General features: G+C 75.5%; 18 protein-coding genes. 1 reads left to right on the top strand and 17 read right to left on the bottom strand.

Annotated elements, in window-relative coordinates:
- Window positions 1-7 precede the first annotated feature (7 nt).
- From FHS37_RS14640 to FHS37_RS14580, 13 genes are all read right to left on the bottom strand, one after another.
- Window positions 8-1684 (bottom strand): long-chain fatty acid--CoA ligase, encoded by a 1677-nt coding sequence (locus FHS37_RS14640; RefSeq protein WP_184821099.1) that lies wholly within the window; start codon window positions 1682-1684, stop codon window positions 8-10.
- A 267-nt stretch (window positions 1685-1951) separates the two neighbouring features.
- A complete protein-coding gene (locus FHS37_RS14635) occupies window positions 1952-2506 on the bottom strand; it encodes a hypothetical protein (RefSeq protein WP_184821097.1) in 555 nt (184 codons plus the stop codon).
- A gap of 217 nt (window positions 2507-2723) precedes the next feature.
- Complete coding sequence (locus tag FHS37_RS14630; RefSeq protein WP_184821095.1) at window positions 2724-3581, bottom strand: endo alpha-1,4 polygalactosaminidase; 858 nt, start codon at window positions 3579-3581, stop codon at window positions 2724-2726.
- Window positions 3578-4252 carry a spherulation-specific family 4 protein gene (locus FHS37_RS14625; RefSeq protein ID WP_184821093.1) on the bottom strand — a complete coding sequence of 225 codons (675 nt, stop codon included), beginning with the start codon at window positions 4250-4252 and terminating at the stop codon, window positions 3578-3580. Before FHS37_RS14625 ends, FHS37_RS14630 begins: the two co-directional genes overlap by 4 nt.
- The gene (locus FHS37_RS14620) at window positions 4249-5172 is read right to left on the bottom strand and encodes an NAD-dependent epimerase/dehydratase family protein (protein WP_184821091.1); all 924 of its coding nucleotides are present in this window, start codon (window positions 5170-5172) and stop codon (window positions 4249-4251) included. The genes FHS37_RS14625 and FHS37_RS14620 overlap by 4 nt, the downstream gene beginning before the upstream one ends.
- A 7-nt stretch (window positions 5173-5179) precedes the next feature.
- Entirely contained in the window at window positions 5180-5893 is a 714-nt protein-coding gene (locus tag FHS37_RS14615) for a nucleotidyltransferase family protein (protein WP_184821089.1), read from the bottom strand.
- A 52-nt stretch (window positions 5894-5945) separates the two neighbouring features.
- On the bottom strand, window positions 5946-6947 hold the full coding sequence (locus tag FHS37_RS14610; RefSeq protein WP_184821087.1) for a GDP-mannose 4,6-dehydratase: 1002 nt from the start codon (window positions 6945-6947) through the stop codon (window positions 5946-5948).
- A gap of 94 nt (window positions 6948-7041) precedes the next feature.
- Window positions 7042-8454, bottom strand: a complete 1413-nt coding sequence (locus FHS37_RS14605) for a hypothetical protein (RefSeq protein WP_184821085.1) — start codon at window positions 8452-8454, stop codon at window positions 7042-7044.
- Window positions 8451-10037, bottom strand: coding sequence for a GT4 family glycosyltransferase PelF (pelF, locus tag FHS37_RS14600; RefSeq protein WP_184821083.1), 1587 nt, complete (start codon window positions 10035-10037; stop codon window positions 8451-8453). Before pelF ends, FHS37_RS14605 begins: the two co-directional genes overlap by 4 nt.
- Before the next feature lie 86 nt (window positions 10038-10123).
- Window positions 10124-12262 (bottom strand): hypothetical protein, encoded by a 2139-nt coding sequence (locus FHS37_RS14595; protein ID WP_184821081.1) that lies wholly within the window; start codon window positions 12260-12262, stop codon window positions 10124-10126.
- A gap of 392 nt (window positions 12263-12654) precedes the next feature.
- A complete protein-coding gene (locus FHS37_RS14590; protein ID WP_184821079.1) occupies window positions 12655-13179 on the bottom strand; it encodes a hypothetical protein in 525 nt (174 codons plus the stop codon).
- A gap of 753 nt (window positions 13180-13932) precedes the next feature.
- The gene (locus FHS37_RS14585) at window positions 13933-14583 is read right to left on the bottom strand and encodes a TetR/AcrR family transcriptional regulator (RefSeq protein WP_184821077.1); all 651 of its coding nucleotides are present in this window, start codon (window positions 14581-14583) and stop codon (window positions 13933-13935) included.
- 107 nt (window positions 14584-14690) lie between these two features.
- The gene (locus FHS37_RS14580) at window positions 14691-15584 is read right to left on the bottom strand and encodes an alpha/beta fold hydrolase (RefSeq protein WP_184821075.1); all 894 of its coding nucleotides are present in this window, start codon (window positions 15582-15584) and stop codon (window positions 14691-14693) included.
- 108 nt (window positions 15585-15692) lie between these two features.
- Here FHS37_RS14580 and FHS37_RS14575 point away from each other — a divergent pair, with 108 nt between their 5' ends.
- Complete coding sequence (locus FHS37_RS14575; RefSeq protein ID WP_184821073.1) at window positions 15693-16154, top strand: hypothetical protein; 462 nt, start codon at window positions 15693-15695, stop codon at window positions 16152-16154.
- Window positions 16155-16214: 60 nt separating this feature from the next.
- Here FHS37_RS14575 and FHS37_RS14570 read toward each other — a convergent pair whose 3' ends face one another.
- The 4 genes from FHS37_RS14570 to FHS37_RS14555 all read right to left on the bottom strand — a co-directional run bounded on the left by FHS37_RS14570 (window position 16215) and on the right by FHS37_RS14555 (window position 23376).
- Window positions 16215-18269, bottom strand: coding sequence for an SWIM zinc finger family protein (locus FHS37_RS14570; protein ID WP_184821071.1), 2055 nt, complete (start codon window positions 18267-18269; stop codon window positions 16215-16217).
- Window positions 18266-21178, bottom strand: a complete 2913-nt coding sequence (locus tag FHS37_RS14565; RefSeq protein ID WP_184821069.1) for an SCO1167/SCO6262 family helicase — start codon at window positions 21176-21178, stop codon at window positions 18266-18268. The genes FHS37_RS14570 and FHS37_RS14565 overlap by 4 nt, the downstream gene beginning before the upstream one ends.
- 474 nt (window positions 21179-21652) lie before the next feature.
- Entirely contained in the window at window positions 21653-22231 is a 579-nt protein-coding gene (locus FHS37_RS14560; RefSeq protein ID WP_184821067.1) for a sugar kinase, read from the bottom strand.
- Window positions 22228-23376, bottom strand: coding sequence for an ROK family glucokinase (locus FHS37_RS14555; protein WP_184821065.1), 1149 nt, complete (start codon window positions 23374-23376; stop codon window positions 22228-22230). The genes FHS37_RS14560 and FHS37_RS14555 overlap by 4 nt, the downstream gene beginning before the upstream one ends.
- Window positions 23377-23456 lie beyond the last annotated feature (80 nt).

Below are 23456 nucleotides of genomic sequence, written 5' to 3'. Positions count from 1 at the left end.
CCGCCGTTCACTCCTGAGGCGGCCCGGACTCCGTGGGCACCTGGGCGTCGGAGTCGCGGGGGAGCCAGACGTCCAGCGCCCCTTCCGCGTACAACGTCCGCACCGACCGCTTGTCGTACTTTCCGACACTGGTTTTGGGCACCGCGTCCACGAACGACCACCGCTCCGGTATCCACCAGCGCGCCACCCGCCCGGCCAGGAACTCCCGCAGCCCGTCCCCGCCGATCTCGGCGCCCGGCACCAACGACACGCAGGCCAGCGGGCGTTCCTCCCAGCGCGGATCGGGCACACCGACCACGACCGCCTCCAGCACCGCGGGGTGCTCGGTGATCGCGTTCTCCAGCTCGATGGTGGAGATCCACTCGCCGCCGCTCTTGATGCCGTCCTTGAGCCGGTCACTGACCACCACCCAGCCGCCCGGCTCGATCACTCCCAGGTCACCGGTGCGCAGCCAGCCGTCGTGGAACTTCTCCGGGGAGTCCTCGGTGTTGAAGTACGACCCGGTGACCCACGGCCCCCGCAGTTCCAGTTCACCCACCGAGGTCCCGTCCCACGGCTGCTCGCTGCCGTCCTCCCCGATCAGCCGCACCTCGACGTAGGGCATCACCCGGCCGCTCTTGGCGAGCCAGTCGACCTCGTCCTCGTCCGGGGTGCCGTGCGGGGGGACCGCGAAGGTGGCCAGGGGGCTGGTCTCGGTCAGTCCCCAGCCCTGCTTCAGGCGGACCCCGTAGCGGTCCTTGAGCTGCTGGAGCAGGGCACGCGGCGGGGTCGCGCCGCCGCAGCCCGCGAGCCGTACGCTGCTCAGGTCCAGCGGGTGCTGCTCGCCGTGGCGCACCAGGCTGTTCCAGATCGTGCAGATCGCCGCCACCGCGGTGGGCCGCTCCTCGTTGATGACCCGGGCCAGGTCCGGGGTGTGCAGCAGCCGTCCGTTCATGATCAGGTCGGAGCCCGCCAGCCAGGCGGCGTACGGCCAGCCCCAGGCGTTGGCGTGGAACATCGGCACGATCGGCAGGACGCGGTCGCCGTCGTGCATCGCGAAACCGGCGCTGGCCGAGACGCCGAGCGTGTGCAGGGAGATCGAGCGGTGGCTGTAGGCCACGCCCTTGGGGTCGCCGGTGGTGCCGGTCGTGTAGCAGAGCGCCGCCGCTTCCCGCTCGTCCAGGTCGGGCCAGACGAAGCCGGGCCGCTCGGCCGCCAGCAGTTCGTCCCAGCGGTGGACGGTGATGTGCCCGGGCAGGTCCACCTCCGGCGCGCCGCCGATGACGACCACGTGCCGTACGCCGCCCAGCCGGTCCCGCAGGGGTGCGAGCATGTCCAGCAGGGTCGCGTCGACCAGGAGGAAGGCGTCCTCGGCGTGCTCGACGATGTACCCCAGCTGGTCGTGGTGGAGCCGCAGGTTGAGGGTGTGCAGCACTGCGCCCATGCTCGGCACGGCGAGGTACGCCACCAGGTGCTCGGGGGTGTTCCAGGCCAGCGTGGCGACCCGCTCACCGGGCCGCACGCCCAGTCGGGTCAGGGCCGCGGCCAGTCGCTCGGCCTGGTCGGCGATGTCGGCGAAGGTCTGCGAGGACCGTGCGGCCGGCCCGTCGGCGCATCGCACCACCCGGCTGTCCCCGTAGACGCGTTGCCCGTGCGCGAGGATGTCGCGGACCAGCAGCTCGCGGTCCTGCATCGTGCTCTTCATGGTGCGGCCCCCTGGAGGTGCGCAGTCAGAAGGTGCCCCCGGCGTCGAACGGCGGCTGCCACGCGTGCAGGAACGCGGTCTTCGGGGGCTTCGGAAGCGGCGGCCCCGCTCCCCGTTCCGCACCCGGGCCCGGGAAGGCCGGGACACCGGGGGCGGGAAAGGAGCGGGGACGCCCACGCGCGGAGCCGGCTCCGACGGCGGAGTCGGCTCCGGCGGTGGGTGACGGCACCACGCCGTCACCCGCCGCCGCCTGACCGACGGTCAGGGTCAGCCCAGGTACTTGATCTCTCCCATCAGCCTGCAGGAGACGTTGTCGTGGTCCAGCAGGTTCACCCAGGCGTTCATCTTGCCGCTGCCGGTCGCGAACTGGTACTCGCCGGTGCCACCAGTGATCTTGAACGTGCCGGTCGGGTAGACGCGGGTGTCCCCCGTCATCGGCGCGGTGAGCTGGTAGCTGACGTTGAGCTCGTCGCCGTCGCTCTCCGTGATCGTCGCCGTCCCCTTGATGTCGTACTTGCCGGGGACGGTCACGGTGCACGCCTCCTCGTCCTGCGTCCAGGTGCCGCTGTCGATCGGTTTGCCGGTGGCGGTCCCCGTCCCGACCACCTCGAAACCACCACAGCCCTCGGCGTCAGGGTGCGTGGTCGCGACCACCGCGTACTGCGCGGTGACGTCGAACGTGGGCTCGTACCCATCGGCGCGAACGGCCGTGCGGTCGGTCTCAGCAGCGAACGCGGTGCCGGCCGCACTGCCGACGATCAGCAACGCCGCGGTCGCCGCACCTGCTGCGCGCGCCGACCAACGGTGGGCAAGTCCTGTCATGTTCTCCCCCGTACTTGTGTTGTTGTTGGCCAACTAGGCCTGAAAAAAGGCCTGTTGAGGAAAGTCTCCCCGATTGGGACCCCCGCCGTCCAGCCATTCGGCCTATTTTCGTACTTTCAGTTTGGGTACTACGATTTATTCTTCGCTCACGCGAATGCGTCTCCCGCGTGCCCGGCGGCGCACCGACGGGTCCCGGGGGGAGGGGGGAGCCGCCGGGTCAGCACGGGTCCCGCCACGCCCCCAGCTCCGGCTCCTTCCGCATGGACGACAGCCCCAGCTCGCGGGAGGCGGCGCAGAACTCGCCGGTCGGCTCCGCGTACTCCACGTGGAAGACCGCCTTGCCGGCCTCGATGAACGGGGTGAGGTCGGCGCACTCGCCGTACTGCGCGCACTCCTCGTTGACGGCGAAGTCGAAGTCGTCCACGAGCTGCGGGATCTGCGGCAGGTCGTTCTTGAGGCCCACCGACAGGCCGCGCCGGTGGGCGATGTCCGCGATCATGCGGTTGTAGCGGAGCTGGTCGGCGGCGGTGAGCGGGAACCCGGTGTCATGGGCGTAGCCCTCCACCAGGTCCGGTTCCACCGCGTCGAAGCCCTTGTCCCGGCACATGTCGAAGCGTCGTTCCATGATCGGCTTCAGCACGGGGATCCGGCGGATGTCCAGCCAGCGCTCGCCCCGCCAGCCGTCGGGCCGGCCGAGGACGGAGCGCGGGAACGCGTCCCGGTCGGGCCGGAAGTCCTCCCAGGCGCCGACGTTGACGTAGCAGATCACCTTGCGGCCCTCGCGGTGCAGGCGGGCCACGTCCGCCGCGGTGTTCTCGAAGCCGTCGATGTCGTAGACGGGCACCTCGGCCGACGGGTCGACCCTGCCGTCGAGCTGCCACTGCCAGGCGAGCCCGGGGCGCGGGCGCCACCGCTCCTCGCCGGGGGCGTGCGGGGTGCGGGCCGGACCGGGCCGGGCGTCCGCGCCCCTGCCGTCGCCCGGACCGGAGCACCCGGTCAGGAGGGCGGCGGCCAGTGCGGCCAGCGCGGCCAGTGCGGCCGGGAGGGGCGCGTACGGCGGGGTCGTCCTGCTCATCCTCGCTCCTCGGGCACGCTCTCGAGCAGGGCCGGGGTCAGTTCGGCCCAGGGATTGGGCAGCTCGCCGGTCACGGGGCCGCAGACCCCCGCGCCGCGGTCCTGCGCGGTGCGTACGGCCAGGGACACGAGCGCTGCGGGCACGCCGTAGACGAGGTGGCAGAGCCGTTCCGGCGGGTGCCGGGCCGTCCGGGCGGAGCGGCTGAACGCGGAGACGTACGTGGACCAGTGACCCTCGAAGGTGACGGTCAGGTCGGCGAGGCGGACGTAGCCGGGCGCCGGCTCCACGCCCGGGTTGAGCACGACGGTCCGCGCGCCGGCCCGGCGCAGCGAGCGGACCAGCCTCCGGTAGCCCGGCAGGCCGTCCGGTCCCGCGGTCACCCGGTCCAGGAAGCAGCCGTCGACCGCGTACCACTCCCGGTGCCGGCGCGCGTCGGCGGTGACCGCGGCCGGGTCCCGCGCGCCGTAGGCGGTGTCCACGTAGCCGAGCAGCCGTGCGCCCGCCGCCCGCAGCGCGTCCGCGGCCGCCGCGAAGGCCCGGTCCGGGCCGGTCCCGGGGCCGCTCGCGGGGTTGAGCACGACCGCGTGGGTGCGGGCGGCGGCCGTGACGAGCCGGTGCCAGGCGCCCGGGTCCTCGGCCGGGTGGACGTACAGGGGGATCAGCAGGCTCATGGCGCGCGGCCGCCCTCCGCGCCGCCGGCGCCCGTGCCGCCGTCCGCCCACAGCGCGGCCAGCGACTCCTCGAGGGTGTACGAGGGGCGCCAGCCCAGCGCCTCGCCCGCCGCCGTGATGTCGGAGCACTGCCACGACACCGCCGCCGAGCGGGCCGATCCCCCCGCGGCCTCCTCGATCCGTCCCCCGAAACCGGCCCGGCGGGCCAGCCGGTGCACCAGCTCGCGCACCCGGACCGCCTCGCCGCCGCCGATGTTGAGGACGGGCGGCAGGGGCCCGGCCGCCGTGACGGCGAGCACCGCCGCGCGCGCGACGTCGCGCACGTCGACGAAGTCGCGGTACGCGGACAGGTCGCCGAGCCGCAGCACCTCCTCCGGGCCCGGGCCGGCCTCGCGCAGCAGGGCGGCGACCCGGCCGGGCAGCCCCGTGGGCGGTGCGCCCGGCCCCACCGGGTTGCCCACCCGCAGCACCACCGCGTCCAGGCCGGAGGCCGACACCGCCGCCGTGCCCGCGAGCTTGGTCGCGCCGTACGGTCCGAGCGGGCGGGTCGCCGCCTCCTCCGTCGCCTTGGTGCCCGGTTCCCCGGGGCCGTACTCGGCGGCCGACCCCAGGTGCACCAGGCGCGCCCGGGGAGCGGCCCGCCGCAGTGCGGCGCACAGGGCGGCGGGGCCGCGGGCGTTGACCTCGGCCAGGGTGACCGGGTCCCCACCGGTCGCGCCCGCGCAGTTGACCACGGCGTCGGGCGCGGCCTCGGCCAGGGTCTCCGCCAGCCGGTCCGGGGGGTCGCCGGCCAGGTCGATGCGCAGACCGGCGCCGGGTGAGCGGCCGGCCGCGGGCAGCTGTGCGTCCGGCAGGCCGCGCAGGTGTGCGACGACGTGGCGGCCCAGGTAGCCGGTACGGCCCAGGACGAGAACGCGCATGGGGTGTTCAGGCTCCCTTGAGCAGCAGGGACTTGCGGGTGGTGAACTCCGCGTTCGCCCGGTCGTAGTCGTCCGGGCGTCCGATGTCCAGCCAGTACCCGTCGAACTCGTAGGCGTGCGGCGGGCGCCGGGCGGCGAGGAGGTCCAGGACGAGTTCGTCGAAGCCCAGCGGCAGGCCGGGCGTGTAGCCCTCGAGCGTCGAGCGGGACAGCCCGTAGACGCCCATGGAGACCCGGTAGTCCATGCTGGGTTTCTCGGTGAAGGCGACGACCTCGCCCGCCCGCGTGGTCAGTACGCCGAAGTCGATGTGGACCTTGCGGGCGTAGGTCGCGATGGTCAGCGGGGCGCCGGACTCCCGGTGCCGGTTCAGGACGTCGGCGTAGTCGAGGTCGGTCAGGACGTCGCCGTTCATCACCAGGAAGGTCTCGGGCAGCCGCTCGCGCAGGGTGAGCAGGGGGCCCATGGTGCCCAGGGGGCTCTCCTCGGTGGCGTAGTCGACGGTCATGCCCCACTGGGAGCCGTCGCCGACGTAGGCGCGGATGATCTCGCCGAGGTGGCCGATGGCGATGGTGCAGTGGGTGAAGCCGGCCGTGGAGAGCTGGCGCAGCACGATCTCCAGGATGGCGTGCTGGTCGCCGATGGGGACGAGCGGCTTGGGGAGGGCCGTGGTGTAGGGCCGCAGCCGGACGCCCTTGCCTCCTGCCAGTATCACTGCGTGCATGGGGCTTCTCCTTCGGATCCTTCGTGTTCCGCGGGAACGTGCCGGACGCCGGTCAGATGTTGTAGATGCCGGTCTTGTAGCGGGCCAGGTTGGCCGGGTCGCGGAAGAACTCCACGGTCCGGGCGAGTCCTTCCTCCAGCGTGCGGGCGGGCCGCCAGCCGGTGGCGGCGGCGAGCCGGCTCGCGTCGGCGACCAGCCGCATCACCTCGGAGCCGGCGGGCCGCAGCCGTGCCGTGTCCTCCCGCACGTCGAGGGCGGTGTCCATCACCTTGCCGATCAGCGCGACGAGGTCGCCGACCGAGATCTCCCCGCCGGTCCCGGCGTTGAAGGTGCGGCCCACGACCCGCTCGGCGGGTGCGGTGCCGACGGCGAGGAAGGCCCGCGCCGTGTCCTCGACGTAGGTGAAGTCCCGCGTGGGCCGCAGGTCGCCGAGGGTGATGGTGCGCTCCCCCGCCGCGACCTGGCCGATGACGGTCGGGATCACCGCGCGCATCGACTGGCGCGGCCCGAAGGTGTTGAACGGCCGCAGCGTCACCACCGGGGTGTCGAAGCTCGCGTGGTAGCTGTCGGCCAGCCGGTCCCCGCCCGCCTTCGAGGCGGCGTACGGGGACTGGGTGTTGATGGGGTGGTCCTCGGTGATCGGCACGGTCCGCGCGGTGCCGTAGGTCTCGCTGGTGGAGGTGTGCACCAGCCTCGGTGTGCCCAACTGGCGTGCCGCCTCGAGCACGTTGAGGGTGCCGGTGACGTTGGTGTCCACGTAGCTGTGCGGCGCCCGGTACGAGTACGGGATCGCGATGAGCGCGGCCAGGTGGTAGGCGCAGTCGGCTCCTTCGAGCAGGCCGCGCACCGAGCCGGGGTCCCGGACGTCGCCGAGGACGATCTCCACCTGGTCCAGGACGTCCGGGGACAGGGTCTCCAGCCACCCGTAGGAGGAGAAGGAGTTGTACTGGGCCATGGCCCGGACGCGGTGCCCGGAGGCGACGAGCGCTTCGGTGAGGTGCGAGCCGATGAAGCCTTCGGCTCCGGTGACGGCGGCGAGCGGTGCGGAGGTCAACTCGGGTGTCCTTCCGGTCGGTCGGGCGGGCGGGTGGTGCGAGGCGGCGTCCGTCGGTCCGTGGCGAGGCCGCGCGGGCGGTGGGCACGGGCGGTCAGGCGTGCACGGCCGGCCTGCCGAGCAGCCGCAGGACGCACCCCGACAGGCACAGGGCCGCGGCGCCGCAGCACAGGGGCAGGACCGCCGGCCCCGGTGGCAGACGCAGCAGGGTGACCACCGCGGCGCAGCCCGCGGCGGCCAGGCAGATCAGGGCGGCGGGCCAGGCGACGCCGAACGCCTGGAGCAGCAACGCCGTCCACAGCGTCGCGGCGAGGAGCAGCAGGGCGGCCGGGTCGGCTCCGGTGAGGAGGGCCGCGGGCGCCAGCGGCAGGAGGTAAGCGAGCAGGCAGAGACCGAGCAGGCCGGCCGACCGCAGGAGGAAGGCGGCGGGTGTGGCGGTCGCCCGCAGCGCCGCGACCGACCAGCCGCGGTAGCGGTACAGCAGCCACTCGGCCGGCCCCATGCTCACGGTCAGCACGATCACGGCGTACGGGTGCCGCCGGCCCTCCAGCAGGACCAGCAGCGCCGCGGCGAGGCCGAACAGTCCGTAGGGCAGGGAGGCGGACAGCGGCGGGCGGCGCGCGCCGGCGGCGGGCGGCGCGCCGAGCACGTCCCGCAGCGACCGGCCGGTGGCGGCGAGCACGGCCACCAGCGCCAGCAGGGGCAGACCGGCGCGCAGCACGGGGCCGGGCTCCCCCCACGGCAGCACCGCGGCGCCGGCCGCCAGCGGTGTCAGGGCCGCCAGCAGCAGCCGCTCCCGGGCGAGGACCAGCAGCACCCCGGCGGCGGCCAGGTACAGCGACTGCCCGGCGGCGGCCAGGGTGACCGGTCCGCCGCCGGACGCCACGGCCGCGGTCGCCGTGGCCAGGGCCGCGCCGAGGCCGGCCCCGGACAGCAGGGTGCGGCCCGCCTCCCGGCGCCCCGTCGCCAGGCGCAGGTGGGCGCGGTGCCCCAGCGCCTGCCCCCAGGCCCAGGAGACGACGCCGGCCGCGATGAGGGCGGGGGCGTGCCGTGCGGCCTGCCACAGCGGTGCGGCGAGCAGGTAGGCGAGTCCCGGCAGGGCGAACAGCACCCCGCGCAGCAGGCAGCGCACGGTGTCGGGGCGCCAGGGGTCGGGGGCCGGCGCGGGCTCGGGGAACGCCCGGGGGACGCGCTCGTACAGCGCGGAGGCCAGGGAGAACAGGTTCGGATGGCCGTAGCGCTGCCGGACGGCGTCCGCGGACAGTCCTTCCGCCTCCAGCAGCGCGGCCACCTCGTAGGGGTGGACGGCGGGGCCTATGCGGTCGGCCATGGCGGCGGCGAGCCGGTCGACCTCCTCCTGGTCCGGGACGGGCCGCGGCAGCCGCACGACGAGGGTGGGGTCGTCGGCGGGGCGGGGCCGCGGCAGCCGGGCGGCGGTCCCGGCCAGCCGGAGCGCGAGCGTGTCCTGTCCGGTCCCGCCCGGTTCCAGCGCCATGGGCCCGCTCATACGGCCGCGCTCCTCGTCGCCGTGGGTGCCGGAGCGTGCGGGTGCCCCTCCGGGGGCCGTACGGCCGCGGGTGCGGGGCCGTACGGCCGCTGTGCCGGGCTCCCCGCGCCGTCCCGCGTCCCCGCCCCGGCCGGTCCTCCCCGGATGCCGGACAGTTCCAGGTAGATGGCGCGGAAGGTGTCGACGGTCCGGCGCAGGGTGAACTGCTCGATCACCCGGAGCCGGGCCGCCTCCCCCATGGCCCTGCGCCGCACGGGGTCGCCGAGCAGTTCCAGCGCGGCGGCGGCCATGGCGGCCGGGTCCCGCGGCGGGACAACGAGGCCGGTGTCCCCGACGGCCTCGCGCACCCCGCCGACGTCGGTGGAGACCGTCGCCCGCCCGCAGGACATGGCCTCGATCAGGGTGAACGGGAAACCCTCGCTGATGCTGGAGAGCATCACGACGTTGCCGGCGGCGTACGCGTCCTTGATGTCGTCGACGCGGCCCTCGAAGGTGACGGCGTCGCCGTGGCCGAGTCCGGCGGCGAGGGCCTCGCACCGTTCCCGGTAGGCCTCCCCGCCCCGCGGCGTCCCGCCGAACAGCCGCAGCCGGACGTCGGGACGTTCCGCCCTGACCAGGGCGACGGCCCGGATGAGGGTCTCCAGGTCCTTGATCGGGTCGACGCGGCCGGCCCAGCTGAGGGTCGGCACGTCCGGCTCGGGCCCGGCCGGCGGGAAGGCGTCCGGGTCCACCCCGTTGTAGACCGTGCGGATCGACGCCGGATCGGCACCGCCCTCCTCCTCCCACAGCCGGTTGTAGCGGTTGCCGGGCGTGATCAGGGCGGCCCTGCGGTAGCCCTCCTCGGCCAGGAGCCGGAAGAAGCCCAGGACGACCGCCTTGACCGGCCAGCGGTAGGGGGCGGTGCGGTAGCCGAGGTAGCGCTCACGGAGGTAGACGCCGTGCTCGGTGAGCAGCAGGGGGACGCCGTGCCGTTCCAGGGCGGCCAGTCCGGGCAGGACGGCGACGCCCCCGCTGACCGCGTGGGCGACCCCGTCCTCGGGCAGCGGCGCGGACAGCGGGCGCAGGGCGTGTTCGAGCAGTCCGGTGGCGGTGACCGCGTCGTGCAGCGTGGGCCGGGCCTCGCGGACGGCCAGGCCCCGGCGGTTCCACACGGCGGTCAGCACGGCGACCGCCCGGTCGCCGCGCAGGAACGGGCTCAGCGTCCCGTCGGCGGCGGCCCGCGCCATCGCGTACAGGGCCGGGGCGAACCCGCTCTCCGCGCACGGGTCGAGCAGCGCCGTCAGGAACTGTTCGTAGGCACCGGCGAGGCGGTCGCGCCGGCGTCCCCGGGGAGGGCGGCCCTCCGGCGGGGTTCCCCACATCGGGACGGTCAGGACGCGCGAGACGTGCGCGGGCAGGTCCCACACGACGGGTTCGCGGCCGGTGCCGGTGACGGCGAGGACGTCGAAGTCGAGGTCCGGCATGCCACGGACGAGCTGGTCGCACCAGACGCTCACGCCGCCGTGGCTGTGCGGGTAGGTGCCCTCGGTGAGCAGGGTGACGCGCGCCGCGCGGGGGCGTCGCGCGCCGTGGTGAACGTGCATCGGTGTGCTCCACGGCCGGGGTGCGGGGGTGGTCGTGCCGGTCCCGGCCACGGGTCGGTGGCCGGGACCCCTGGTCGGTGCGCCGTTCAGCTGCGTGCGGTGTACGGGACGCGGTCGCTCACGCCGGCGGGGACCCGGGTGTCCGGGGCCGGCTTCGTGGGCCGGGTCCTCGGCGACGGGACCGGCCCGGTGTCGGCGCCGGCCGTGGCGGACGACGGCAGCGTGAGGGTCAGGGGCTGCCCGGCCGACGGCGTCCAGCCGGACGCCCGGCCCGCGTACGCCTCGCCGAACGCCCCGCCCGCGAGGGTGGTCCCGGTGGGCATGGTGGCGGTGACGGTGGTGCCGTCCGGTGCCTCGACGGTCACCGTGCCGCCGATGCGGTGGGCGGTGACCTGGCCGCCCCGCAGGGCGGCGGCCCAGGCGGCGCGGCGCTGGAGTTCGCGGCCGATGTCCTTCATCCGCAGGTTCACCACGGGGGTGCTGTCGGCGAACAGGGCCTCGTAGCCGTCGAGCACGCCGTCCAGGACCGGGTAGGCGATGCGGTCCTCGGCCAGGTTGGACTGGTGGATGAAGTGCGGCCTGGGGTCGTTGGCGAGGACGTGGCCGAGCGCGATCCGGGTCTCCAGGGGGACGATGTGCCCGGTGTACCCCGTGGCGGTGTCCAGCGGGGCCGGCAGGCACGTCGTGGTGGCCGGGTTGTCCTCGCAGATGCCGCTTCCGCCCTGGGCGCGGCCGGTGTAGATCCAGTTGTACTCGTCGACCTGCTCGACGGCCCGCCCGGCGTTGAAGAAGACGTTCATCGGGTAGCGCGAGACGGTCGTGGCCGGGCCGACCCGGCGCTGCACGGGGTCGCGGGAGTTGTCCGAGGCCAGCCAGGCGATGCCGTTGTCGGCGAGGGCCGGCGCCAGGTTGGGGTTGTCCTCGGGCTGCTGCGGCAGCACCTTGAGCCCGGAGTGCTCACCGGTCACCAACTCGTCGTCGTGCAGGGGCAGTCCGGCGGTCCGGCCCCAGACGCGGTTGGTGGCGATCTCGTCGGAGACGGCGGTGCGGCTCACCCACTTGGTGCTGCCGTCGGCGTGGGTGGCGCACCGCCAGGGCACCACCGTCGTGTCCTGCTCGCAGCCGAGGAAGGCGTGCGTGTAGGTGTGGTTGATCCAGCGGAACCGGTCGCGTTCGGCGACGAGTCTGTCCGCCAGGGGATCGGCTCCGCCGTTGTCCTCGCGGTGGTCGACGCTGCCGGCGCCGTTGTAGGCGAGGTCGAGGGTGAAGTTCTGCTCGCGCTGCCAGGAGACGGCGTGGTCGACGTCGGCGGGGGTCATGCGGATCGGGTCGGGCGTGCCCTCGCCCTCGGGGCAGTCGACGTCACCGGGGGTGCAGTTCAGCTCCGTGTCCCAGCGGTCGTCGGCGGCGAGGACGTCGTCGACGTGCACGGCGAAGTAGTTCCTGGAGGCGCCCAGGTGCACGCCGCCGGTCATCCAGTCCACGATGCCGCGGGCCAGCAGCCGGAACTGCTGCTGGTGCTGGTTGTACACGAAGGTGACGACGAGTTCCCGCCGCCCGTCGTGCCGGTACTCCCCCACCAGCGAGCCCTTCCCGGTCCGGCCCGGGATCGCGGCCTCGACGTACGGGGTGAAGTCCGCGCCGGCCACCGGCTTCGACAGGTAGGCGTAACTCTCGCTCACGTCGGGCGAGTTGTCCTCGAAGGGAACCTGGCCGTCCAGGTAGCCGAAGGGGCCCGCCCGGCCGGCCGCGGTCACCTCGGCCCGCACCCCGTCGACGCTGCCGGCGTAGCCGCCGTGCACCGGGTCCTGCAGGCCCGCCTCCGGACGCGCGTAGGTGTAGGCGTCGACCTGCGGGATGCCGTAGGTCCGCTCGTAGGCGGCGAGGGCCGCCATCTCGGGCGAGCCGGCCGGGAACGGGTTGTCATTGGGCAGGACCACTGCCTGGTACCTGGCGCGCGGTCGTCCGTCCACGGTGTCGGCGAGGAAGCCCGCGTCGACGGCGGGGCGGTCGGACCGGGTCAGGTCCACCTCGGTGTACGGCGTGCCGGCGGCCTCCAGTTCGGCCGCGACGGCGTCCACGGCCGGGCCGCCGTCGCTCACGACCAGGACGCGCAGGTCGACGCGGGGCAAGGCGTCGTCGGCGTGCGCGGCCGTGCTCGGCAGGCCGAGGGCGGCGATGAGCGCGCCCACCGTGAGCGCGGCGGTGCGTGTGATCCGCTTCATGCGGTGCAGTCCCCTCCCGCGGGCAGGGGCGGACACCGCTCCGATGGAGCCGACGCACCCCCTTGCGTGACGCCGGCGTCCCCCTCAGAAGCCGTTCGTCGACGCATCCGTCGCGTCACATGGTGATGTCCTCGTGTGCCTTTTGTGGGCGGCTTGCGAAACCTGACGGAAAAGCGCGGGTGTCCGTCAGGACACCCGCGGGCCGGGAACGATCGGTGTGGCACCCGGGGCGCGGGAGGACGGAGCGGGTGCGCGGAACGGCGGGGCAGGTCACCGCCCCGGACGGAGCACCGGCGGGCCGGGCGGCCCGCCGGTGCGGCTGCCGGAGGTCTGGACCTCGTGGCCGGTCCGGCACCGGAGCGGAATCGGTCACGGCGGCGGGGGCCGGCCCGTCAGGCGCAGAGCACCCGCGTCTCGGGCGTGTGGACCGGGCCGCCGCTCGCGTTCGCGCTGTCGCTGAACTCGGCGTAGTAGTACGAGTAGAAGCCGATGTTGCCGTTGCAGCCGGAGTCGGGCGCGACCTGCAGGGTCAGCGTGACGGTCCGGCTCTGTCCGGGCGGGACGGTGGTGCCGTAGTTGGCGCCGAGGTTCGCGGGACCGGTCCCCGAGCAGGGGGTGCTGCCGGCCGCGGTGGCCAGGGTGCAGCCGGTGAAGCCGTACTTCAGGTCGGGGCGCTGGGTGGTGAGCCACGTCGGGTCGATCGTCTGGTGGACGAACCAGATGTCGTACGTCCTGTTGTTGGTGAGCGTCATCGACAGCTGGACCGTGCCGCCGGGCGTGGTGGTGGCGGTGTCGGTGGCGAACGTCAGCTCGGCGGGCGCGGGCTCGGCCGCGCCCGCGCCGGGGGCCGGGCCGGACAGGGCGAGGGCGAGGCCGAGAGCGGCGGCGGGCCCGAGGCGTCTCAGTGGTGATCGCATGGCCCGGGAGGCTAGGCACGCGACGCGGCGACCGTCTCCCCCGCGGGCGGTGCCCCGCCCGCCCGCCGACCGAAAGCGCACCCGACGTGAAGGAGATGTGCGCACGCCGTGGAGGACGGCGGCCGGCCGCATCGCCGCACGGCACGGGCGGTTCGGCGGAGCGTCCGGGGGGACGGGCGGGGTGGGGCGGCCGCACCGCCGTGCCCGGGGATTTTGGCGCGTACGGCTTTCCGCGCCCGTCTCGGTCGGGCCGTGCGGTGGCCGGTGGCCGCGGTCCCCTCGCCAGTTCCGCCGAGGCGCCGTACGGCAGGACGACGCACTCCGCGACGCCCGGTTCCGTCGCCGCCACCCGCTCGACGTCCGCGGCGTACACGTTCACGCCGCCGACCGAGACCCGGTCGCCGCGCCGGCCGCCCAGATGGAGCCGGCCCGAGCGCAGGCAGCCCAGGTCACCGGTGTCGAACCAGGTGACGCGCGGTGGTCGGTGGCGCCGTCGCAGCCGTTGCACGGCGTGTCCCCGCGCAGCTGTACGGAGCCGGTCCCGCCCTCCGCGCAGGCGCGTCCCGACGCGTCGACGACGCGCGCGGGGCGAGGCCGGGGACCGGGACGCCGAGGCAGGCGCCGGCGGCCGGGCCCGTGGTGCGGGAGCTGGTGCCGGCGTCCGCGTACCGGTGCCACGCGGCCATCAGCGCGGCCTCGGCGAGTCCGTGGCAGAAGACCAGGCCGTGGGGCCTGAGCCCGGCCGCCGCGGCCTCAGGCGGTGTCGGGCAGCAGCGACGCGTCGGTGGCCACGTCGCGCAGCCGGTTCCGGATGGCCGTGGCCGCCCGGTCGTAGGAGGTGTACTCGCCGTACAGGACGGATTCGGCGTTGGCCATCTCGAGCAGGGCGGCGATCTCGAAGACGAGCTGCGGCACGTCGGCGTCCTCCGCGATCTCGCCCGCCCGCTGCGCCTCCCGGACGGTCTGCCCGAGGTAGGAGAACCAGTTGGTGCGGGCCGCGACGAGGGCGTCGTGGACCTTGCCCTCACGGGCGTCGTACTCGGCGAGGACGGAGTGGAAGAAGCAGCCGCCGGGGAAGACGCGTTCGCGGGAGTAGGTGAGCCAGCTGGCGCACACCTTCCACAGGCGGCCGATCCCCGGCGGCAGGTCGCCGGCCGGCTGGACCACGTGCTCCAGGTAGATCTTGACGGCCGCGCGGATGGTGGCGAGCTGCAGGTCCTCCTTGGAGCCGAACAGGGCGAACACGCCGCTCTTGCTGAGCTTCAGCTCGTTCGCGAGGCGTCCCAGCGACAGCCCCTCCAGCCCCTCGACGGACGCGACGTCCACGGCGCGCCCGAGAATCAGCCGGCGGGTCTGGTTCCCGCGCGCGATCCGCCCGTCGACGCGTGTCTGCGTGGTGCCCATGCCTACCTGCTTCCCTGGGCCGGCCCCTCTTGGCGCGACGAGATTACCCGAGTGCGGCAAATAAGTGGACGACCGTACGGTCACCATGTCGAGGGGTGAGCGCGGGGTCAGTCCACCGGGGCCGTCTCCCTGCCGGGGGCGTCGGACCGGCTCGACCCGTCCGCGACGAACTCCCGGACCGTGCGCACGACGCCGGGATCGCCCAGGATGCGCCGGTGCCCCAGGCCGGTCGTGGTGACCAGACGGGCCTGCGCGCCGAACGCGCCGGCCAGCCGCCGCCCCTGCGCCACCCCGATCCGGGTGTCGTCCTCGTCGTGGACCACCAGGAGCGGCGCCCGCACCTCGCCGACCGTGTGGGTCACGGAGAAGGGCATCCGGTCGGCCGGCGCGTCCGGGAAGAGCTCCGCCCCGATGCGTTCGTACAGCCGGTCCTTCAGCCGGGAGCGCAGCCGCAGCCCTGAGCAGAACTCGTCCACCAGGTAGGAGAAGTCGCACACGCCGCTGATGGTGACGACCCGCTCCGCCTTCACCCCGTGCCGCAGCGCGAAGAACGACCCGAGCGCGCCCAGGGAGTGCGCCACCAGCGCCTCGAACGTCCCGTACTCGTCGTGGAGCGCGGTGATGACGTCCCGGTACTCGAGGATCGTGGTGCTGCGGCCGGTGGCGTCGCCGTGGCCGGGCGCGTCGAACGTGACGACCGAGTACCCCTCGTCGAGGAGCCCCGGGACGAAGTCGGACAGGCGGGACCCGCGCGACTGCCAGCCGTGCACCAGCAGGACGGGGCGCGTGCCGTCACCCCACCGGTAGGTCACGGCGTGCTTGTCGCCGACCCGGATGCGCCCGGTCCGCGCCCGCGCGGCCAGCGCGCGCTCGGCGGTCCGCATCCGGCTGCGGGCGAGCGGCATGTGGAACAGGGCGAACGCGCTCGCCCCCGCCAGCCGCCCCGGAGCGTACGAGAGTCCGTTGAGGGTGATGCTCGCCAGTGCCTCGGTGGGCTGCATGCCGGCCGCTCCTCGATCGACGCCAGGGACCGCTATATTGGCACGAACGACCGTTCAGTTTTTCTTTCCCGGGACCGCGCCGCTCCGGGACGTCCCGAGGAGATCGGCATGCCGGCCACCGTCTGGTTCGCGCCCTGGAAGCCCGGGCCGGCCGCACACCTCGCCGACGGCGGCGACGTGGACGGCGGGGTCCTCGTGAGCGTCACCGAGTTCACCCCCCACCGGCCCTGGACGGCGGTCTGCGTCAGTGCCGCGGGGCTCGCCCTGCGCCGCACCTGGCAGGACGTCGACGGTGCGGTCGGCCTGTGGCTGTGGGTGGCGCCGGACCTGCCGCGCCCGCGCTCCGGCTCCGTCTCCGTGTGGCGCGACGAGAAGGACCTGACGGGCTTCGTGACGCGGCCCGATCACCTGCGGATCATGCGCGCGTACCGCCGTCGCGGGGTCACGCGGTCGGCGACGTGGCGGACGGAGCGCTTCGCCCCGGACGCCGCCCAGGAAGCCGCCCGGGCGCTGCTCACGGGACGGACGCCGTGGCCGCGGCCGGACGGGGCCCGGCGGCCCCGTCGGTGAGGCCGGGCGGGCGGCGTCCCCGCCTCGACGCCGCACCGGGCTCCCGCGCCGGCCGGGCCCTCACGCACCTCCCGGTGCGTCGAGGCCGGTCAGCGCGCCCACGGGATCGGGGTCGGGGGTGCCGCGGGGCCACCAGTCGTCGCGGCCCGGTTCGGACTCGTAGGCGTACCACAGGTGGTCGCGGCCGAGGCGGAGCTGGACGTGGCCCCGGGGGTGGGTGAGGCGGTTGCGCCGGGGACGGAAGGCGGGGAGGTCGGCGGCGAGGAGGAGCGGGCGGGCGCGGTCGAAGCGGCCGGCCGGCGGGTCCCACGGCTCCTCCAGGACGGCGAGGCCCGCCCTGCCGCCCTGCCGCCAGGCGGCGACCGCGCGCGCCAGCTCGGCGGGGGTGCGCCCGGCGGCGGTGGCGAGGGAGGAGTACAGCGCGCGCGTCGCCGCGGTCAGGCCGGATCCGGGGCGGGCGGCGGCGAGCCGCACCGCGTCCTGCCACAGGGTGAGCCCGCCGACCGGGTCACGGCCGGTGGTGAGCAGGGCGTGGGCGCGGGCGGCCGCGTCGGTGGCCAGCTGGTCGAGCGCGAACGGGTCCGGGCCGCCGGGGGACGCGGGGTACACCGGGGGCTGCCCGGGATGCGCGGGCGGGGGCAGCGGAGACGGGAGCGGCGGGAGGCCGCGCGGGGCGAGGGCCTCGGCGGCCCGTACGCCGGGCAGGAGCTCCGGTTCCCTGTCCTGGGCGGCGCGGGCCGCGCGGGCGGCACTGAGCCGGGACAGGGCGTCGATCACCTCGCGCTCGCCGCGCCCGCGCAGCAGGAGCAGCACGAACGGGTCGGCGTCGAGCAGCCGGGCGGTCTGGTAGCAGAGCGCGGCGGCGTGCTTGCAGGGGTGACCGGAGTCGGGGCAGCTGCAGCGCGGGTCGAGGTCACCGGGGCCGGGCAGCAGCGGGGCCCCGCAGTCGGCGAGGGTCTGGGGCATCTCCTTGTCCAGCAGCGCCGCGATGTGGCCGGGCCGGTCGGCGGCGGCGTCCAGGAACCGCTCCCAGTCGGCGTCCCGGAACGTCCGCAGCCGCACCTGTACGCGGTACGGCCGCGGCCGGCTGCCCCGGACGTAGGCGAGGACGAGTCCCGGCGTGACGGTGATGGCGTCGACGTGGCCCTGCTCGGCGTACCCGCGCCCGCGCGCCAGCCGCGCGGCGTCCAGCGCGCCCTCCTCGAGCGCGGTGACCCACGCGTTGCCCCACCAGGTCTCGGCGAAGCCCGCGCCGTCCGAGGCGCGGGGCGGGAAGGCGGGGAAGGTGCGGCGCAGGTCGCCGTCGCGCGCGGGGGCGGCCATGGAGCGGGGAACGGCGTGCGGCGCGGTGAGGGGGGCGGCGGGCGTCCGCGGTGCGGTGGCGGGTGCGGTGTCCCGCGGGGTTCCGGGCGAGCCGGGGGTGCCGGGGTCGCCGGAGCCGCCGGCCGCGGGCTCCTGCCCCGGTCCGTCCGCCGGGGAGGGCGTGCGGAAGGCTTCGGTGAGCGGCTCCCGCGCCTCGCGCGCCCGGTCGCCGGCGGCCCGGTCGCCGCGGGTGGTGCGCGGGACGCGGGGGGCGGGGGCCGGCGTGCGCTGCCGGCGGGGCTCGGCCCGCCTCTCCCGGACCTCGGCCTCCGCGCGTGCGCGCAGTGCCTCCTCACGGGCGGAACGCAGCGCCTCGCGCGCGATGTCCCCGGGGCGCTGTGCGGGGCGGTCCGCGGCGTTCCCTCCTCCGTGTCGGGCGGCGGCCGCCGCGTCGCCCGGCGGCTCGTCGGGAGGTGCGTCGCCGACCGCCGGGGAGACGGCCGGCGGAGCGCCGGCCGGGTCCCGTTCCCCGGACGCTCCGGCGTTCTCCCCGACGGGAGCACCGGAGTCACCGACGTCACCGGCCGCGGACGCCCTGCCGCGCCGGGACCGCACCGCGCGGCGCAGCGCCTCGCGGGCCGCGTCGGCCGGACGGCGCTCCCGGTCCGCCGGACGCTCGGGCCGCCGGGCGGCCGTGCCGGGGGCGGCCCGGCGGTCGGGAGTGGCGCCGGCCGCGGGCTCGCTGTCCGCGCTCGTCCGCTCCCGCGCCGCGCGCAGGGCCTCGCGGGCCTCCTCGGACGGACGGGGCGTCATGCCGGCCTCCTCAGGGACACCAGGTCGGACAGTTCGCGGTCGGACAGCTCCGTGAGGGCCGACTCGCCGGAGCCGAGGACCGCGTCGGCGAGGGCGCGCTTGGACTGGAGCATCTCGGCGATGCGGTCCTCGACGGTGCCCTCCGTGACGAGGCGGTGGACCTGGACGGGCTGGGTCTGGCCGATGCGGTAGGCGCGGTCGGTGGCCTGCTCCTCGACCGCCGGGTTCCACCAGCGGTCGAAGTGGACGACGTGGCCCGCGCGGGTGAGGTTCAGGCCGGTGCCGGCGGCCTTGAGCGACAGCACCAGGACCGGGGTCGCCCCGCTCTGGAAGCGGTCCACCATGCTCTCCCGCTCCGGCACCGGCGTACCGCCGTGGAGGAGGTCGACCGGGACCGCGCGCCCGGTCAGGTGCGCGGTGATCAGCCGGGCCATCCCGACGTACTGCGTGAACACGAGGGCCGAGCCGTCCTCGGCGAGCAGGGTGTCCAGCAGCTCGTCCAGCAGGGCGAGCTTGCCCGAGCGTGCGGCGAGCCGGTCGCCTCCGGCCCGCGCGTGCTCCTCCTTCAGGTACAGCGCCGGGTGGTCGCAGATCTGCTTGAGCGAGGTCAGCAGTTTCAGCACCAGGCCGCGGCGGCCCATGCCCTGCGCGGTCTCGATGGCCTGCATCGACTCGCGCACCACCGCCTCGTAGAGCGCGGCCTGTTCACGGGTGAGCGGTACGGGGTGGTCCGTCTCGGTCTTGGGCGGCAGTTCGGGGACGATGCCCGGGTCGGACTTCCTGCGCCGCAGGAGGAAGGGGCGCACCAGGCGGGCGAGGCGTTCGGCCGCCTCCTCGTCCTCGCCGGTCTCCACCGCGCGCGCGTGCCGGGCGCGGAAGGACTTCAGGGGGCCGAGGAGTCCCGGGGTCGTCCAGTCGAGCAGGGCCCACAGTTCGGAGAGGTTGTTCTCGACGGGGGTGCCGGTCAGCGCCACGCGCGCGGGGGACGGGATCGTGCGCAGCGCCTTCGCCGTGGCCGAGTGGGGGTTCTTGACGTGCTGGGCCTCGTCGGCGACGACCATGCCCCACGTCCGGGCGGCCAGGGCCGGCGCGGCGGAGCGCATGGTGCCGTAGGTGGTGAGGACGAAGCCGCCGTCCAGGTCGTCCAGGGTGCGGTCGGGGCCGTGGAAGCGGCGGACGGGGACGCCGGGTGCGAACCGGGTGATCTCGCGCTGCCAGTTGCCGAGCAGCGAGGCCGGGCAGACGACCAGGGTCGGTTCGGTGCGGGCCCGTTTCAGGTGCAGGGCGATGAGGGTGATCGTCTTGCCGAGGCCCATGTCGTCGGCGAGGCAGCCGCCGAGGCCGAGGGAGGTCATGAGGTCCAGCCAGGCCAGGCCCCGCAGCTGGTAGTCGCGCAGGGTGGCGTCCAGGCCGGGCGGCGGTGCGGCGGGCCGCACCCCGGCGGTCAGGCGGTCGCGGAGGACTGCCAGGGCGCCGGCCGGCACCGCCTCGACCGTCTCGCCGTCGACCTCCGCCTGGCCGGTGAGGGCGACGGACAGCGCGTCGACCGGGTCGAGCAGCCCCAGGTCCCGTTTGCGGGCCTTGCGGACGAGGGCGGGGTCGACCAGCACCCACCGGTCGCGCAGCCGGACGACCGGGCGGTGGGCCTCGGCCAGGGCGTCCATCTCGGCCTCGGTGAGCGGGTCGCCGCCGAGCGCGAGCCGCCAGCCGAACCGCAGCAGGTCCCCGCTCTCGAAGAAGCCGGTGCCGTCGGTGGCCGAGCCGGGGGCCGGGTGGACCACCGCCGTGGCGGTCAGGTCCTGGGCGAGGTCCCGGGGCCAGTGCACCGCGACCCCGGCCGCGGCGAGCCGGCCGGCCGCCGTGCCGAGCAGGTCGTTCAGCTCGTCCTCGGACAGCGCCAGCACGTCGGGCACGTCCTGGTCGCAGAGCCGGTCCAGCGGCGGCCAGACGCGGGCCGCGCGGCGGACCGCGAGGGCGGCGTCCACCCGCGCGCGGGGGCCGAAGGCGCCGTCCGCCTCGCCCGCCCACAGGGCCGCCGCGTCGGCCACCAGCGTGGGGTCGGCGAGACTGTGCACCTGGACGATCGCCGCACCCGCGCCACGCGCCCCCGCACCGTCGCCGTCCCCGCCGGTGCCCGGGCCGCCGCCGTCGAAGAGGTCGTACGCGGACAGGTCGAGGCGCAGCGAGATCCGCACGCCGGCGTCCATCCCGGCGGCGACCTCGGCGGCCCAGTCCTGGGCGCCGGGCAGCCGCTGGGCCTCCCGGGCGGCGAAGGGCCGGCCCGAGGCGTGGGGCGCGGCCGGGGTGCGGGGCAGGGTGTCGGCGACCGCGTCCAGGAAGGCGCGCACCAGCGCCTCCGGCTGCGGCAGCCGGAGGGGGCCGGGGCCGGGCAGCGGAACGGCGTGGCCCTCGGACGGCAGGGCGGCGGCCACGGCGCGCAGGTGCGCCACGTCGTCCGGGTCGAGCGGACCGGCGCGCCATGCGTCGTGGCCGCCGGCGGTGAGGCCGGGCAGCAGCCGGCCGCGTGCCGCGATCCGCAGCGCGTGCAGGGCGGCGGCGCCCCAGCAGGCGGTGGCGGGGTGCGCCGCGGGGTCGTGCCGCGCGCGCACGAGCAGCGGCAGGGCCTGATCGAGGGGGAGCGAGAGGGCCGGGACCGTCCGCCGCCGCACTCCGGCGCCGTGCGGGCGGACGACGGTGAGCTCCGTGTGCCGCGCGGACGCCGCCCCGGTGTCCCGCGTCCCTTCGTGCCCCGCGCCGACGGCCCCGCCCTCGGGGTCCCAGAAGGCGATCCGGCCGTCGCGCGGGAGGGGCGCCGGCAGGAAGACGGCGGCGAGGCGGACGGGAACCTCCGGCTCGTCCGTGTCCGCCCCGGCCGTCCGTCGCCCGGCGACCACGGTCCCCTCGCCCATGCGCCTCGTCACCTCCCGCCCGTGTGTCCGATCGGACGTCCTCGACTCTACGGGCCGGGTCTGACAGTCGGCCCCGGCGGCCGGTCGGGTCGGCCCTTGCGGGGGGGGGCGGGCCCGGGGGTCGCGGGCCCGGGGGTCGCGCCCGGTCCCGGGACGGTGCTCGGCGGCCCGCCCGGCCGGCGCCACGGCGGGGCCGATCGGCGTGCGGCCCAGGGCGGTGAGCCCGTGCCCGGCCCGCGGCGGCACCCGGCGGAGGCCGTGCGTCCGACGGGCCCGTCGCGTTCCGGGTGCCGCGGCGTCAGGGCCGGCGTCCACCGGGTGACACCGGTCGTCCCGGCGGCCGCGCCGTGGTCGTCGCGCACCGGATCGCCGCCGTGGCGGCGGGCGGGCTCCCCTCCTCGCCGGCGGGAGGAGGACCGTCCGGAGCCGGGCGCGGAGCGCGCCGCGCCGTGTCCGCCCCGCCCGGCCGTGCGCTCAGGGCACCGTGCGGGAGACGACGTACACCCTGGGATAGCCCGGCTTGTGGTGGTTGACGACGACCTCGTGGGTGGGGGCCGGGTCCTTCTGCTCGTGGACGAGGCCCGACCAGGTGCCGGGACCGTCGAAGGTCCAGCCGGTGACGTCCCGGTCGCGTCCGCCGATGGTGATGTCGTCCCGCTTCAGGTCGTCCGGCCGCACGCCCATGCTGATGAGGAAGGCCTCCAGGCCCGCGTCGGTGGTCTCGAACTCGACGTAGAGGCGGCTGGTCTTCCAGTTGTTGGTCTCGTAGTACGCCACCCACCAGGCGGGGTGCGGGACGGGCACCTGGTAGATGCGGCGCTGCAGCTTCGACGGCCAGCCCTCGGTCAGGCCGGTCGCGGAGTACTTCGCCTCCTTGTCCTTGCCGCTGGCCCGGCTCTGGTTCGCGGAGATCACCAGGTATCCGGCCGGGATGCCGATGAGCAGCACGATGATCAGCAGGGTGAGCGCCCTGCGGCGGATCACGCGCCGGCGGTCCTCGGCCGGGCGGGGCGCGTCCGGGAGCACCGTCTGCTGGGGGAACTCGCCCGTCACAGCGACTCCCGGACGGTGCGGCGGGCCTGTGCGTACCGCTCGTAGCGTTCGTACCGCTCGACCCGGCGGCGCTTGGCCCGGCGGAAGCGGCGGGCGACCAGGCGGGCGAGGTCGGCGGCGCCGACCATGCCGGCCTCGGGACCGAGCTGGGCGCGGACGATGCGGGCCTCGGGGCGGTAGCCGCGACCGGTGAGGTGGCGCTTGAAGGCGTCCCGCGCGGGGCCGATCAGCAGGTCGTCGGCGGCCGAGACCCCGCCGCCGATGACGAAGCAGGACGGGTCGAGGGCGGCGGCGAGGTTGGCGATGCCGACGCCGAGCCACTGCCCGATGTCCTGGAGCAGCTCGATGCACATCGCGTCGCCCTCACGGGCCAGCTCGGTGATCATCGGGCCGCTGATGTCGGCGATGTTGCCCTTGACGTGCTCGATGATCCCGAAGGCGACCGGCGAGTCCGCGGCGGCCAGCTCGCGCGCCTCGCGGACCAGGGCGTTGCCGGAGCTGTACTGCTCCCAGCAGCCGCGGTTGCCGCAGGGGCAGCGGTGGCCGCCGGGGACGACCTGCATGTGGCCGAACTCACCGGCGACGCCGTACCTGCCGCGCTTGACCTGGCCGTCCTCCAGGATCGCGCCGCCGATGCCGGTGCCCAGGGTGATCATGACGAGGTGGTCCTCGCCCCGTCCGGCGCCGAAGCGCCACTCGGCCCAGGCGGCGGTGTTGGCGTCGTTGTCGACCAGCACGGGCACGGACAGCCGCTCGGAGAGGCGGTCGCGCAGCGGCTCGTTGCGCCAGGACAGGTGGGGGGCGAACAGCACGCGGTTGCGGTCGGCGTCGACCCAGCCGGCCGCGCCGATGCCGACCGCGTGCACGTCGTGCCGGTCGGACAGGTCCAGCACCAGCTCGACGATGGTGTCCTCGACGACCTTCGGGCTCTTGGACTTGTCCGGGGTCTCCGCGCGGAGCTTCTCCAGGATGTTGCCGTCGGCGTCCACGACGCCCGCCATGACCTTGGTGCCGCCGATGTCGATGCCCACCGTCGGGACACGGGGCGCCGTCAGGTGGGAGCGGCGCTCCCGCGTGCCGACGGTTCTGAGGACCGGGGCCCGGCGGGAGCCGATGGGGGCGGTGAAGTCGCGGTAGGTGCTCATCGGGTGCGATTCTGCCGCACCGCCCCGCCGGAGAACGAACAGAACGGCTGGGGGACGGTGCGGACCGCCGCCGGGTGCGG

This window comes from Streptomyces griseomycini, from assembly GCF_014203535.1.
Classification (GTDB): domain Bacteria; phylum Actinomycetota; class Actinomycetes; order Streptomycetales; family Streptomycetaceae; genus Streptomyces; species Streptomyces griseomycini.
The sequence above is the reverse complement of the archived record's forward strand: the minus strand, read 5'-3'. Positions and strand labels throughout refer to the sequence as shown.